The sequence below is a fragment of the Oryzomicrobium terrae genome (assembly GCF_008274805.1).
Taxonomy (GTDB): domain Bacteria; phylum Pseudomonadota; class Gammaproteobacteria; order Burkholderiales; family Rhodocyclaceae; genus Oryzomicrobium; species Oryzomicrobium terrae.
In genome coordinates, this window is the sequence record NZ_CP022579.1 from 770,772 (window position 1) to 784,171 (window position 13,400).

The following is a 13,400-nucleotide window of genomic DNA, read 5'->3' on the forward strand; positions in this document are numbered from 1 at the left end:
CCCGGGCCGGGGAGGGGCCTGGCCGGTCAGCCTGCCAGATGCAGGGCCAGGGCGGTCAGGGCCCCGCCGCCCGCCACCAGCCACAGGGCCAGCAGGCCGGCCAGCAGCAGGGGCCGGGGGCCGGCGCGGCGGATGGCGGAAAAGCGGGTGGTCAGGCCCAGGGCGCCCATGGCGGTGGCCAGCAGCAGGTCGTCGGCGACGATCAGGCCGCCCTTCACGGTGGCGGGCAACAGGTCCAGGGAGTTGAAGCCGGCCAGGGCGACGAAGCCCAGGGCGAACCAGGGGAAGGCGCGCAGCACCGCTGCGCCCCGGCCGCCGGCGTTGCCGCTATCCGTGTTGGCGCCGCCGGCGAACAGCCCGGCCAGGATCACTAAAAAGGGCGCCAGCATCATCACCCGCAGCATCTTGGCGATCACCGCCGTGGCCGCCGCGTCCGGGCCGATGGCGCGGCCGGCGGCCACCACCTGGGCCACCTCGTGCACCGTGGCGCCGGTGTACAGGCCGAAGGCCTCCGGCGACACGGCCCAGCCCCAGTGGGCCAGGGCGGCGTAGAGAGCCGGGTAGGCAAACATCGCCAGGGTGCCGAACACCACCACCGTGGCCACCGCCACCGCCACCTGGTCGGCCAGGGGGCTTTCGTGGGGGCTGGCGCCATGGGCCTCATCCTGGGCCGTGTGGGCGGAGGCCACCACCGGCGCCGTGGCCAGCACCGCCGCCGCGCCGCAGATGGCGCTGCCGGCGCCGATCAGGGCCGCCTGGCGGCGGTTCAGGCCCAGCCAGCGGGTGCCCAGTTGCAGGGCCAGGGCGAAGGTGAGCGCCACCACCAGGGCATCCACTACCAGCCCGGCGGTGCCCACCGCGGCGATGTCCTGAAAGGTCAGGCGCAGGCCGTAGAGCACGATGCCGGCGCGCAGCAGGGTCTGCTTTGCGACCCCCACGCCCGGGGCGGCGAGCCGTTCCACCGGGGCGAACACGGTGTTGCCGATGAAGATGCCGGCGACGATGGCCAGGGTCAGGGCCGACAGGCCCCAGCCCTGCACCGCCGGCTGGCGGGCGAGCAGCAGGGCGCCCAGGCCCAGGGCCAGGGTCAGGGCCAGTCCGGGGATGGCGGCCAGGGAACGGGCGGCCCGGGATGCCGGGGCGACGGAAACGGAAGAATTGGCAGGGGCGGACATGGGGGCGTGGCGCGCAGTGGTGCGCGAATGGGCAAAAGGGCCCGAAAGGGCGCAAAAAACGTAAGCGGAAACAGATGCTGGCCAGGTCCGTGGCCGATGCGCGGACCGGGCCGTGGCGCGATGACGCTACCCTACCGGCTTGCCATTGATCGGTAAAACGAATAAAAAACGTTAGATCGACCTGTTTTATAGGTAACTGTGTGCTCCACCTGACCCTGCGCCAACTCGAAGTCTTCGTCGCCATCGCCCGCCACGGCACCACCGGGCGGGGGGCGGAGGCCGCCGCCCTGTCCCAGTCCGCTGCCTCCGCCGCCTTGGCGGAGCTGGAGCGCCAGCTGGGCTCCGCCCTGTTCGACCGCATCGGCCGCCAGCTGCGCCTTAATGAGTCGGGCCGCCTGCTGCTGCCCCGGGCCACTGCCCTGCTCGAACAGGCCGCCGACATCGGCCGGCTGTTCGCCGGCGAGGCGGCCTCCCTGCGCCTGGGGGCCAGCACCACCGTCGGCAACTACCTGCTGCCGCCCCAGATCGCCGCCTTCCACCGCGACAACCCCCAAGCCCGGCTGCGCCTGGACGTGGCCAACACCGCCGACATCGTCGCCGCGGTGGCCGAATTCGCCGTGGACGGCGGCTTCATCGAGGGCATGTGCCGTCATCCGGACCTGGTGGTGGCGCCGTGGCAGGAGGACGAGCTGGTGGTCTTTGCCGGCCGGGACCATCCCCTGGCCCGGGCCGCGGGGGCCGGAACCCTGACCCGGGAGGCCCTGGCCGGGGCCGACTGGGTACTGCGCGAAACCGGTTCGGGTACCCGGGAGGTGCTGGAGCAGTTGCTGCTGCCGCTGCTCGGCCACCTCAAGGTGACCCTGGCCCTGGGCAATTCGGAGGCGATCAAGCGCACCGTGGCCGCCGGCCTGGGGGTCTCCTGCCTGTCGCGCCACGTGGTGGCGGACCTGTTGCAGCGGGGCGACGTGGTGGATCTGGCTGCTTCGGCCGGCCTGCCCGAGGAATTGGCGGGCCTGGCAGGCCTCTCCCGGCCCCTGTATTTCATCCGCCACCGGCAAAAGCCCCTGCAAGGCGGCCTGGCCCGCTTTCTGGCGGCGTCCCTGGCGGGGTAGGCGCGCAGGGGAGTCGGGGTGGGGACTTAACCTCTTTCGACACGGAGGGCGCAGAGCCGCAGAGGCCGCGGCGACAAGGCAATCAACGGCAATGCTTGAATTTTTTTAATACATTCTGGCAGGTCAATCGGAAAACCCGGCGACTGGCGCGGATCTTGAGTTTTTCACCGGGTCGATACATTAATTTTTTTAATGGATCGCCCCGGGGTTGTGGTGATTTTCTGCATTTCCGCGCGCTCTGCTTCGCTGCGTCTTTGCGCCATCTGCGTTGCGAGCGGCACGACAGGCACCGCCCTAGGGCTGCTGTTCGCAGCGCTCGATGCCGTGGTTGCCGCCCTTGAATTCGGGCTCGTAGTAGAACTTGGTGAAGCTCCAGCGGCCGCTGCGGCCCGGAGCGAAGGTGGCGATGCCGGTGCCGAAGTCCCGGGGGGCCGGGTCGGTGTTGGCAAAGTAGATCGCCATGGTGGCACCCTTGGCGGCAGCGTGGCCCGGATAGGTGCCAAAGCCCGGCACATCCAGGGTGAAGGCGTAGGCGCCGTACTTGCCGGTACTGTGCTCGGGCACCAATTCCAGGGTCACCGTGGCGCTGTAGGCCCCTTCCTTGGCGTCGTCGCCGGTACAGGCGTAGCGGCCGCTGTAGTCGGGACCGGAGAACGCCGGCTGGGCGGCCTGGGCGCCGTTGGCAAAAGCGCCCAGGGGGGCGAGGATGGCGAAGGCCACAAGGGCAAACGGGCGGATGAGCATCGGTGGACTCTCGAGGACGGGGGGCGGCCGGGCGGCCGGCTCCGGAAAAAACGCCATTGTCGCGGATCAGCCCCCCTCCAGGCGAGGTGGGGGGCTTCAGGGGGCAGGCAGCGCCTCGGCCTCGGCCTGCGGTTGAGCGCTACGGTTGCTGGCCACGCCCATGGTGGTAGTCCAGACCACGACGCGGTTGCGGCCCCGGTGCTTGGCTTCGTACTGGGCCGCATCGGCCCGGGCCAGGCAATCCTCGGGGCTGTCGACAGGGGGGCGGAGCAGGGTGATGCCCAGGCTGGCCGTGACGTGGACAGGGCCGGCGTCGGTATTTACCGGGGTCCTCTCCAGGTCCGCGCGCAGGCGCTCGGCCAGGACGCTCCCGCCCTCCAGGTCGCAGCGGGACAGCAGGATGGCGAACTCTTCGCCGCCCAGGCGCCCGGCCAGATCGTCGCGGCGCAGGTCCGCCTGCATCAGGCCGGCCAGATGCTGCAGCACCTGATCCCCCGCGGCGTGGCCATAGGTGTCGTTGACCCGCTTGAAATGGTCCAGGTCGAGCATCACCAGCACGCTCGGTTCGTCCCGGCCGCGGCGTTGTTCGCTCAGTTCGTCGTGCATGCGCGCCATGAAGGTGCGGCGGTTGGCCAGACCGGTCAGAGGGTCGGTGGCCGCCAGGGCGGCCAGGGCCGTTTCACGCCGCTTGTGTTCGGAAATATCGCGGATGAACCAGAACAGGCCGATGGGGGCGCCGGCCCCTTGGAGCGTGATGCGTTCCACGGCCAGGCTGCGACCATCGGCGAGGCTCCATTCCCATTCCACCGCGTCCGTCGGCGCGTCCTCGTCGGAGGCGGGCGGGGCCAGCAGGCCGGTGGGCAGTTGTGCGGCGAGTTCGGCGTGGGGGCGCCCGACCAGTTCCTGAGGTGTCGTTCCCGTGCCACTAAGCGCGCAGAACGCCTGGTTGGCGATGATGATGCGCTGCTCGCCCTGGTCTTCCACCAGCACGCCGCCGGGAAACTGCTCGATGATCGCTGTCAGGCGCTGCCGGGCCAGGGCCAGGGCGTCCATGGCCCGGTGCTGGGCATCGGTGTCCAGCAAGGTCCAGATCACGTTGCCGTTGGGGGCGTCCTCGTCGAGCAGCGAGCCTCGGGCGCTGAACCAGCGCAGCTGGCCCCGGTTGTCGCGCAGGCACCACTCCAGCCGGATCGAGCCGGCTTGGCGCAGGGTCTGGTAATGCGCGCTGAAGGCGGCAAACGAGGCGTCGTCGGGATGGAGGGTGCGGAAGCTCCGGCCCACCAGAGTTTGGTCGTCGGGGGCGAACAGTTCGAGGGCCCGGGCGTTGGCGTGGGAAATCCGCCGGTCCGGGGTGGCCAGGAAGATGGCCGCCGCGCTCTGGTCGAGCAGGGCGCGGCGTACCTGGGCCTGGGTGACCCGCTCGCTGATGTCCGAGAGGGTGCCCAGCATGCGGGCCGGGCGATGTTCGCTCCGGGACAGCAACTGGCCCCGGGATTCGACCCACAGCCAGTCGCCGTCGGCACGGCGCAGGCGGAATTCGGTACGGTAGATCTGCCCGGGGGCGAGGTGCTGGGCCTGATCGATGCGGCAGCGTTCCAGGTCCAGGGGATGCACCAGGTCGAAGAATGCCCCCAGCCCCATGGGGAAAGCCTGGTCCGGGTAGCCGAGCAACTCGTAGCAGCGACGGTCCCAGTGCAGGGTGCCCTGGGCCGAATCCCATTCCCACAGGCCATCCTGGACCGCGTCCAGGGTGAGGCGCAGCCGCTCCTCGCTTTCCTGCAGCGCTTGCTGGATGGTGTGCTCCGCCGTGATGTCGTGCAGGTAGCCGTGCCACAGGATGCTACCGTCCGGCTGTCGCTCCGGCTGGGCGAAGCCATGCAGCCAGCGGATGCCGCCGAGGTTGGTCGTCACCCGGTACTTGTCGTCCCAGGGCGTCAGATGCTGGGCCGAGGCGCCGATGGAGGCGCTCACCTGCGCCAGGTCGTCCGGGTGAATGCGCTCGAACACCCGGGCGGCGCTCACGGCCAGCTCGGCGGGGTCCAGTTCGTAGATGTCGGCAATGCCCGGGCTGGCGTAGGGGAAACAGGAACTACCGTCGGGGTCCAGCCGGTACTGGTAGATGGCGCCGGGCACCTGGGTCACCAGCTTGTGCAGGCGCTCGTCCTTGGCCCGTAGCTGGGCCTTGGCCCGCAGGCGGAACAGGAGCAGCCAGGCGATGGCCAAGGTGCCGGCCAGCACCGCGGCGGTACCCACCAGGTTGCGCAGCCGGCCGGTGCGGATCGTCTGGCGTACGCCGGCCAGGGCGGCTTCCTTGTCCAGGCCGACATTGACGATCAAGGGGTAGGCCCGGGCCCGGGTCCAGGCGTAGTAGCGGACGATCCCATCCGTCCGCGCCGCCACTTCGTAGCTCCCCTGGGACTGGTCCTTCAGTTGCAGATAGTTGCGTTGCGGGGCCGTTTTCCCCATCACCTCGTCTTCATCCTTGGAACGGGCCAGGAAGCTGCCGTCCTGGCGCAGCAGGACCACCACATCATTGCCGCTGCCGAATACGGAACGGAAGAAGTTGGAGATGTGGCCCGGTGAGAGGGAGATGACCACCACGCCATCGAAAGCGCCGTTCCGGTGCATGGGGCGGGACAGTTGAATGCTCCACTGGTGCGAGAGCCGCCCCAGCACCGGTTTGCTGATGAACAGGGTGCCGGGGCCGCCGTCGGCATGGACGCGGAAATGCTCCCGGTCGGCGATGTTCGTGGGGTGGCCGGGGGAGCTTGGCAGGGTGGAATAGAGCACCTGGCCGGTCTTGCCGACCACGCTGATCTGGAGAATGGCACCGGGGGGGTAGGCAGCGACGACCGTCTGGGCGGCCTTGTCGAAGCTGGCGGGCGTCTGGTTCTCGTAATCGACGGCCAGTTTTTGGGCCACCACGTCCAGGCCTGTCATCAGGCTTTCCACCTGGGCCAGCAGCGCCTGCGATGTCTGGGTGGCGCGTAGCTGGGTCTGGTGCTCGATATCGTTGACCTGGTGGCGGTAGGTGTCGGTCAACAGCAGCCAGTAGAGGATGCAGCCCAGGAGAACGGCGGCGACCCCCGCCGCGATGCCTGCCAGCGCCGGTCGATCGTTGGGGCGGACAAGGGGGGGCGGGGCAGGGGGCGTGGGAGCGTTCGGAGGCATGGCAAGGTCAGGCGGGTATTCGCGGCGCAGCGAATATTAGTGAAATATAACTTTCGTTATGTCTCTTGGATATCGGAAATTTCACGTTCCGCGGCGGGTGAACCCGTCGGGCCGGACTGTTCGCGTCGCACCGGGCGCCATGGGGAGGGGGGAGGTATGATCTGCGCCTTTACCCCTCTTACCTTTCCGGAGCCTGCCATGATCGTGCGCGACGCCTTCTACATCGACGGACGCTGGGTGCCCCCGTCCGGGAGCGGCACCCAGGAGGTGGTCAATCCGGCCACCGAGCAGCCCCTGGGCCGGGTGCCCCTGGGCGATGCCGCCGATGCCGACGCGGCGGTGCGCGCCGCCCGGGCCGCCTTCCCCGCCTGGAGCCGCACCGCCCCGGCCGAGCGGGGCGCCCTGCTGGCCAAGGTGGCCGCCGGGCTGAAGGCCCGCCAGCAGGAAATCGGCGAACTGATCGCCCGGGAGGTGGGCATGCCCCTCAAGCTGGCGGTGCGCATCCAGGCCGGCAACCCCATCGCCTCCTTCGAGGCCTGCGCCGCCATTGCCGCCGAGGGCTTCGCCGACGAGGTGATCGGCCATTCCCGGGTCGCCTACCTGCCGGTGGGGGTGGTGGCCGCCATCACCCCGTGGAACTACCCCTTGCATCAGATTGCCGCCAAGGTGGCGGCGGCCCTGGCGGCGGGCTGCACCGTGGTGCTCAAGCCCTCGGAAGTGGCGCCCCTCAATGCCTTCGTCCTGGCCGAGGTGATGGCCGAGGCGGGCGTGCCCGCCGGCGTGTTCAACCTGGTCACCGGCCTGGGGCCGGTGGTAGGCGAGGCCCTGGCCGCCCACCCGGTGGTGGACGCGGTGTCGTTCACCGGCTCGACCCGGGCCGGCAAACGGGTGGCGGCCCTGGCCGCCGAGACGGTCAAGCGCGTCTCCCTGGAACTGGGCGGCAAGTCGGCCTCGGTGATCCTGCCCGAGGCGGCGGCCGACGCGGCACTGCTCGCCCAGGCGGTGAAGGGCACGGTGGGGGCCTGCTTCCTCAACTCCGGCCAGACCTGCTCGGCCCTGACCCGGCTGCTGGTGCCGGCGGCCCAGCACGACGCGGCGGCCGAACTGGCGGTGGCGGCGGCCCAGGCCTACGCGCCGGGGGACCCCTTCGCCGAGGCTACCCGCCTCGGCCCCCTGGTCACTCGGGCCCAGCGCGAGCGGGTGCGGGACTTCATCTGCCAAGGGGTGGCCGATGGGGCAACCCTGCTCACCGGCGGCCCCGAGGCGCCGGAAGGATTGGAAACTGGCTGGTACGTGCGCCCCACCGTGTTCGGCGACGTGCGCTCCACCATGACCATCGCCAGGGAAGAGATCTTCGGCCCGGTGCTGGCCATCCTGCCCTACCGGGACGAAGCGGAAGCCCTGCAACTGGCCAACGACACCGCCTACGGCCTGGGCGGCGCGGTGTGGTGCCCGGACGGCGACAAGGCCCTGGCCTTCGCCCGGCAGATGCGCACCGGCCAGGTGGACATCAACGGCGCCTTCTTCAACTTCCAGGCCCCCTTCGGCGGCTTCAAACAGTCCGGCTACGGCCGCGAGCTGGGCCGCCACGGCGTGATGGAGTTCCTGGAACCCCAGTCGGTGCAACTCAAGGCCTGACGCGGCTCTCCAGATGGCATGCCTGGAGATCGGCCACTGGCGCGGGGTTTGAAGGTGGGTTGCTGGAGATTGGCTATTGGCGCGGGGTTCGGGCTGCCCGTGTCACGCCGCCCGGTGCCGGCGCTGCTGTTCCGCCGGCCCGGGATAGTGCCCGGGGCCTGGGGGTCGGGCGGGCGGCGAGGCATAATGGCCTGCTTTTTTAGCGGGAACGACAAATGATGCGCGTGCAGAAAAACGAAGGCGATATCGGGCGCTGTGGTTGCGGCCGCCGCGAGTACTGCGATGGCAGCCACGGGCTGAGCGAGGCGCAGTGGCAGGAGCGGCTGGCGCAAGAGAAAGCAGCCGCCCAGCAGAACACCCCCACCCCCAGTCCCGCGCCGCAAAGCGCCAAATGATCGTGGCCCGTCGGCGGATTGGGAGGGCTGCCATCCGCCGATGGGTGTGCGACGGGCTCCGCCGCGCTGCTCGCGCCGTTCCGCTTGGACCGTTGCCCCTCCGCTGACGTATCCCGCCCCGGCGACCGCCCCGCGGCACCGGGCCGACAGAAAACGCGGGAAGAGGGCGGCCCCGGGCGGCCCCGTTCCGTTCCTTACCCTGCCTGGAGTGCTTCGTGACCACCGCCTCGTCCGGCCCCGCCGCTGCCGCTGAATCCCCTGCCGCCGCTGACCTGACCCCGCGCCCCCTCGACGGGGTCAAAGTGCTCGAACTGGGTACCCTGATCGCCGGGCCGTTCTGCTCCCGCATCCTGGCCGACTTCGGCGCCGAGGTGGTCAAGGTGGAGTCGCCCGACGGCGGCGACCCGCTGCGCCGCTGGCGCCAGCTGTACCAGGGCACTTCGCTGTGGTGGTACGTGCAGTCGCGCAACAAGCAGTCGGTGACGGTGAATCTCAAGCACCCGGAAGGGGCCGCCATCGTCCGCCAGTTGGCCCGGGAGGCGGACATCGTGGTGGAGAACTTCCGCCCTGGCGTGCTGGAAAAGCTCGGCCTGGGCTGGGAAGCCCTGCGCGCCGAGAACCCGGGGCTGGTCATGGTGCGCCTGTCCGGCTTCGGCCAGACCGGGCCGAACCGGGATCAGCCGGGCTTTGGCGCCATCGGCGAGAGCATGGGCGGGCTGCGCTACGTCACCGGCTTCGAGGACCGGCCGCCGGTGCGCACCGGCATTTCCATCGGCGACGCCTTGGCTTCGCTGTGGGGCGCCATCGGTGCCCTGATGGCATTGCGTCACAAGGAAGTGGGGGGCGGCGCCGGCCAGGTGGTGGACGTGGCCCTCTACGAGGCGGTGTTCGCCATGATGGAATCCCTAGTGCCCGAGTTCGACGTGTTCGGCTTCGTGCGTGAACGCAGCGGCAACATCATGAAGGGCATCACGCCCTCCAACACCCACACCACCCGGGACGGGCGGCACATCACCATCGGCGCCAACGGCGACGCCATCTTTGGCCGCCTGATGCGGGCCATCGGCCGCCCCGACCTGGCGGATGACCCGGCCCTGGCCGACAACGCCGGGCGCGACGCCCGCCGCGATGAGTTGTACGCGGTGATCGACGCCTGGGCCGCCGCCCACGACCACGACGCCGTGCTGGCCACCCTGGCGGATGCCGAGGTGCCGGCGTCCCGCGTCTATTCGGTGGCCGACATGTTCGCCGACCCGCAATTCCTCGCCCGGGGCATGCTCCAGGCCGCCACCCTGCCGGACGGCAAGCCGTTCACCATCCCCGGCGTGGTGCCCACCCTCACCGCCACCCCGGGGCGCACCGACTGGCTCGGCCCGACCCTGGGCGAGCACACCGACGCCGTGCTCGGCCGCCTCGGCTTTACCCCGGCGGACATCGCCCGGCTGCGCGCCGCCGGGGCGATCTAAGCCGGCCCGGCCGGGCCGCGTAAGCCGGCGGGGCTGTGGCCGGCGTCCGGTTGCGGATTCCCGATCCCCGATTCCCCATTCCTGCCGGAGGTCGCCGCCTGTCGGCCCGGCCCATCCCGGTTTTTTGGCGCCGGTCCCGGGGCTTGGGGGGAACCCCGGGCCGGGGTAGAATGGGGCATCCGCACCGCAATGGTGCATTTTTGAGTCCGTCACTTTCCGACCATGCCCGTTCCTGCCTTTTCGATTGCCCGCGACCTGCCGCGCGCCCCTACCGGGGACCGGGTCGTCCGGGGGAGTCGCCGAGCCGGCATGGGTCGTCACCGACTGGCCGCCTGCCTCTCCCCCGCCCGGCAGCGGCCCGACCCGAGGGCCTGAGCAGCAGCTGCGCCTGGCGCAGCCCGCCCGCCACTCCGCCGTTGAGGCGGCCAGCACGCTCCCCGGGTCGAAGCGCGGCGTCCTGACCCGCACCATCCGTCAGTCGTCCCGCGCCCCATCCCCTGCCGGGCAGCCGCTGCGATGGCGCCCCGTTGGCGCCGGCCTTTCCCTTGTTCCCCGTTTTTGTTTGTTGCCCGATCCCGGCCTTGCGGCCACCGGGCCAGGAGTCCTGCCATGACCCAAGCTTCGCAACCCTGCATTTCCGCCGTCGACCAGGCCCGCCTGGTGGTGCTGATCGAGACCCGCTTCCAGCGCGGCCAGGGCGTTTCCGATGCCGCCTCCCGGGTGCTGGCCCGGTTGCGCGCGGCCCAGGTGGTGCCGCCGGACGGCATTCCCGCGGACCAGGTGACCATGAACTCCACCGTGGTGCTCGAAGGCGCCGACGGCGCCAAGCGCGAGCTGACCCTGGTCTATCCCGAGGATCACGACCCGGAAGAAGAATGCTGGTCGATCCTCCACCCGGTCGGCGCCGCACTGTTCGGCGCCCGGGTCGGCGAGACCATCGAACTGCCCGAAGCCGAAGGCAGCGGGGCGGCGGCCACCTGGACCCTGGCGGCCCTGCCGTTCCAGCCCGAGGCCCGGGGCTGGGTCGCCCTGTAGGACCGCGTCCGCCACCCTCGCGGCCTTAGCCCCGGCCCATTGCGGGTGCGGGCTTCCGACGCGGGATGGAATAGTGGCTGGCTGAAACGCCGCGCCAGTGCTTGATCTTGGCCATGGGGCCGCGAAGATCGGCCATGGGCGCGGCGTTTGCCCATGGGCCTCTGGAGATTGGCTCTCCGCCTTGGGGTCCGGGCAGGTGCATTGCATCCCGCCTTGGGCGATCATCCGGGTTTTACCCCTAGCCGATCGGCCTGATCCCATGACGTCCATGACCCTGGAAGAGCTGCGCAGCCTGGTGCGCGATTTTGTCGAAGAGCGGGAATGGACGCCCTTCCACACCCCCAAGAACCTGGCCATGACCCTGTCGGTGGAAGCTGCCGAAGTGCTCGAACACTTCCTCTGGCTGACCCCGGAAGAAAGCGCCGCCCTGCCGGCGGACAAGCGCGAGGCGGTGGCCCACGAGCTGGCCGACGTCCTGCTGGTACTGACCCGCCTGGCCGACCGCCTCGACGTGGACCTGGCCCAGGCCTTCCGCGACAAGATGGTGCTCAACCGGGCCAAGTATCCGGTGGAGAAGGCGCGGGGCAAGGCGCTCAAGTACACCGAGCTGTAGGGCACCCGCGCTTTGGGACGTTGCTGGAGAAGCGTGTTATGCGGTTTTCATTGCGCTTCAATGGCTAGTCTGCAATCCAGGGGACTTTCACTCCCTGAATAACGATCTCCATCCCAGGCAGAGCGGTTGTTTTCGCCAATGAGAAAAATTCCTGTAGCAATCAGACTGGCTGCAGCCTTGATCCCTGCGATCGGGGGTGTGGCTAACTGGTTTTTCGGCTTCGCGGAAACCTGGCTTGTGTGCTTGGGGGTGTTGCTCTCAGGCCTGTTTGTCTATGCGGTGATTCGGAGTAGATCTGCCCGGTGAGAAATGCACGAACTGGGCGTGCCGCGTGAGGCTTCGACTCCCGCGGTCAGGCCACGCAGCCCATGATTCGCTGCCCCGCGAGGGGCAGCAACAGACACGCCTCAATCCTCCAGCCGCACCTGCTTCGTCTCCGGCAGGAAGCGCAATCCCACCAGGAAGGCCACACCGAGCAGCAGCACCGGGTACCACAGGCCGGCGGTGCCGTCGCCGTAGCGCACGTTGAGCAGGGTGACGACGAAGGGCGACAGGCCGCCGATCCAGCCGGCCGAGAGGTTGTGGGGCAGGGCCACCGCCGAGTAGCGGGTGCGGGCCGGGAAGAGTTCGGCCAGCACCGCGGTCTGGGGGCCGGTGATCAGCGCCACGGCGACGATCGGCACCAGGAGCAGCAGTACCAGGGTCAGGCGGTCCACCTGGGCCGGGTCGGCCCGGCCGGGCCAGCCGGCGGCCTCCAGTACCGGGGCCAGGGCGGCGGCGTCGTGGGCCGCTACCGGGGCGGCGGCGCCGACCTGCAAGGAGGTCGGCGTACCGGCCGGCTGGTCGCGGCGGGTGTAGGCCACCCCCTGCTTGACCAGCCATTCCTGAGCCCGGGCGCAGTCGCTGGCCGGGGTGGCGAAGGGCGAATAGGAGCAGTCGCTGCCCGCCAGCACCACCGGCACGTCGCGCTGGAAGCGGGCCATGGCCGGGTTGCCGGCGGGGATGAAGGCCTGGAACACTGGCAGCAGGGTGAGCGCCCCGACCAAGAGGCCGGCGAGCAGCACCGGACGGCGGCCGATGCGGTCCGACAGGGCGCCGGCGGCCAGGGTCAGGGGGAACAGGGCGACGGTGGCCACCATCACCAGCTGGCTGGCGGTCTTGGCCTCCAGCTTGACCACGCTCTTGAGAAACACCGTGGTGTAGACCTGGGCGGAGAAGAACAGCAACGAGCCGCCGGCGGAGATGCACAGGGCCAGCACCCCCATGCGCGCCAGGGTGGTGCGGTCGCGGAAGCAGTCCCGTAGCGGCGTGGCCGACAGGGCCTTCTTCTCCTGCAACTGGCGGAACACCGGCGACTCGTGCAGGGCCACCCGGCTCTTCAGCGACACCGCCAGCAGCAGCGCCGACACCAGGAACGGCACGCGCCAGCCCCAGGTGGCGAAGTCGCTTTCCGACAGCCAGGATTGCAGCAGTACCACCTGGGCGGCGGAAGCCATCATGCCCAGGGGCCCCATCAATTGCAGCACGCTGGTGAACAGCCCGCGCCGGCCGTTGGGCGCGTGCTCGGTCAGGTACACCGCCGAGCCGCCGATCTCCCCCCCCACCGACAGGCCTTGCAGCAAGCGCAGGGCCAGCAGCAGGGCCGGGGCGAGCAGGCCGACCTGGGCGTAGGTGGGCAGCAGGCCCACGCCCACGGTGGCGATGCCCATTAGCACGATGGTGACGATGAACACCCGGCGCCGGCCGATGCGGTCACCCAGGGAGCCGAACAGGGCCGCCCCCAGGGGGCGCACCACCATGCCGGCGCCGAAGGTGGCCAGACTGGCCAGCAGCCCGGCCACCGGGTTTTCCGGCGGAAAGAAGAGGGGGCCGAAGTAGGTGGCCAGGGTGGCGAAGGTGAGAAAGTCGTACCACTCCAGGAAGGTGCCGAAACAGGCGGCCACCGCCACCTGGCGTTGCAGACGGGGGGATTCGGCGGATGTAGCGGCAGATACGGCTGGGGTGGCGTCGGTCATGGGAGGTGGGGCGATGAAGGCGGCGGCGCCGCCAAG

General features: G+C 70.1%; 10 protein-coding genes. 6 read left to right on the forward strand and 4 right to left on the reverse strand.

Features of this window, described 5'->3' with window-relative positions:
- Positions 1–26 precede the first annotated feature (26 nt).
- A complete protein-coding gene (locus OTERR_RS03570) occupies positions 27–1,175 on the reverse strand; it encodes a YeiH family protein (protein WP_149424882.1) in 1,149 nt (382 codons plus the stop codon).
- Between the two features lie 200 nt (positions 1,176–1,375).
- Here OTERR_RS03570 and OTERR_RS03575 point away from each other — a divergent pair, with 200 nt between their 5' ends.
- On the forward strand, positions 1,376–2,287 hold the full coding sequence (locus OTERR_RS03575; RefSeq protein WP_149424883.1) for a LysR family transcriptional regulator: 912 nt from the start codon (positions 1,376–1,378) through the stop codon (positions 2,285–2,287).
- A gap of 294 nt (positions 2,288–2,581) precedes the next feature.
- On the opposite strand, the gene OTERR_RS03580 is transcribed toward OTERR_RS03575, so the two are convergent.
- Positions 2,582–3,031, reverse strand: coding sequence for a hypothetical protein (locus OTERR_RS03580; protein WP_246154315.1), 450 nt, complete (start codon positions 3,029–3,031; stop codon positions 2,582–2,584).
- 96 nt (positions 3,032–3,127) lie between these two features.
- The gene (locus OTERR_RS03585; protein WP_149424884.1) at positions 3,128–6,202 is read right to left on the reverse strand and encodes a diguanylate cyclase; all 3,075 of its coding nucleotides are present in this window, start codon (positions 6,200–6,202) and stop codon (positions 3,128–3,130) included.
- A gap of 198 nt (positions 6,203–6,400) precedes the next feature.
- On the opposite strand from OTERR_RS03585, the gene OTERR_RS03590 reads away from it, so the two are divergent.
- The 5 genes from OTERR_RS03590 to OTERR_RS03610 all read left to right on the forward strand — a co-directional run bounded on the left by OTERR_RS03590 (position 6,401) and on the right by OTERR_RS03610 (position 11,349).
- Positions 6,401–7,840 (forward strand): aldehyde dehydrogenase family protein, encoded by a 1,440-nt coding sequence (locus OTERR_RS03590; RefSeq protein ID WP_149424885.1) that lies wholly within the window; start codon positions 6,401–6,403, stop codon positions 7,838–7,840.
- A gap of 215 nt (positions 7,841–8,055) precedes the next feature.
- Positions 8,056–8,235: a hypothetical protein gene (locus OTERR_RS03595; protein WP_149424886.1), complete on the forward strand. Its 180-nt coding sequence runs from the start codon at positions 8,056–8,058 to the stop codon at positions 8,233–8,235.
- A gap of 272 nt (positions 8,236–8,507) precedes the next feature.
- Positions 8,508–9,701, forward strand: coding sequence for a CaiB/BaiF CoA transferase family protein (locus OTERR_RS03600; protein ID WP_054621661.1), 1,194 nt, complete (start codon positions 8,508–8,510; stop codon positions 9,699–9,701).
- Between the two features lie 609 nt (positions 9,702–10,310).
- Positions 10,311–10,736 carry a GreA/GreB family elongation factor gene (locus OTERR_RS03605; protein WP_054621595.1) on the forward strand — a complete coding sequence of 142 codons (426 nt, stop codon included), beginning with the start codon at positions 10,311–10,313 and terminating at the stop codon, positions 10,734–10,736.
- Between the two features lie 259 nt (positions 10,737–10,995).
- Complete coding sequence (locus tag OTERR_RS03610; RefSeq protein WP_054621594.1) at positions 10,996–11,349, forward strand: nucleotide pyrophosphohydrolase; 354 nt, start codon at positions 10,996–10,998, stop codon at positions 11,347–11,349.
- 407 nt (positions 11,350–11,756) lie between these two features.
- Here the strand turns inward: OTERR_RS03610 and OTERR_RS03615 are convergent, their stop codons facing one another.
- Entirely contained in the window at positions 11,757–13,364 is a 1,608-nt protein-coding gene (locus tag OTERR_RS03615) for an MFS transporter (protein ID WP_149424887.1), read from the reverse strand.
- Positions 13,365–13,400 lie beyond the last annotated feature (36 nt).

Excerpts from the sequence above, each read along its gene's own strand:
- OTERR_RS03570 (WP_149424882.1), bottom strand. The coding sequence starts at position 1,175 with ATGTCCGCCCCTGCCAATTCTTCCGTTTCCGTCGCCCCGGCATCCCGG.
- OTERR_RS03580 (WP_246154315.1), bottom strand. The coding sequence starts at position 3,031 with ATGCTCATCCGCCCGTTTGCCCTTGTGGCCTTCGCCATCCTCGCCCCC.
- OTERR_RS03585 (WP_149424884.1), bottom strand. The coding sequence starts at position 6,202 with ATGCCTCCGAACGCTCCCACGCCCCCTGCCCCGCCCCCCCTTGTCCGC.
- OTERR_RS03590 (WP_149424885.1), top strand. The coding sequence starts at position 6,401 with ATGATCGTGCGCGACGCCTTCTACATCGACGGACGCTGGGTGCCCCCG.
- OTERR_RS03595 (WP_149424886.1), top strand. The coding sequence starts at position 8,056 with ATGATGCGCGTGCAGAAAAACGAAGGCGATATCGGGCGCTGTGGTTGC.
- OTERR_RS03605 (WP_054621595.1), top strand. The coding sequence starts at position 10,311 with ATGACCCAAGCTTCGCAACCCTGCATTTCCGCCGTCGACCAGGCCCGC.
- OTERR_RS03610 (WP_054621594.1), top strand. The coding sequence starts at position 10,996 with ATGACGTCCATGACCCTGGAAGAGCTGCGCAGCCTGGTGCGCGATTTT.
- OTERR_RS03615 (WP_149424887.1), bottom strand. The coding sequence starts at position 13,364 with ATGACCGACGCCACCCCAGCCGTATCTGCCGCTACATCCGCCGAATCC.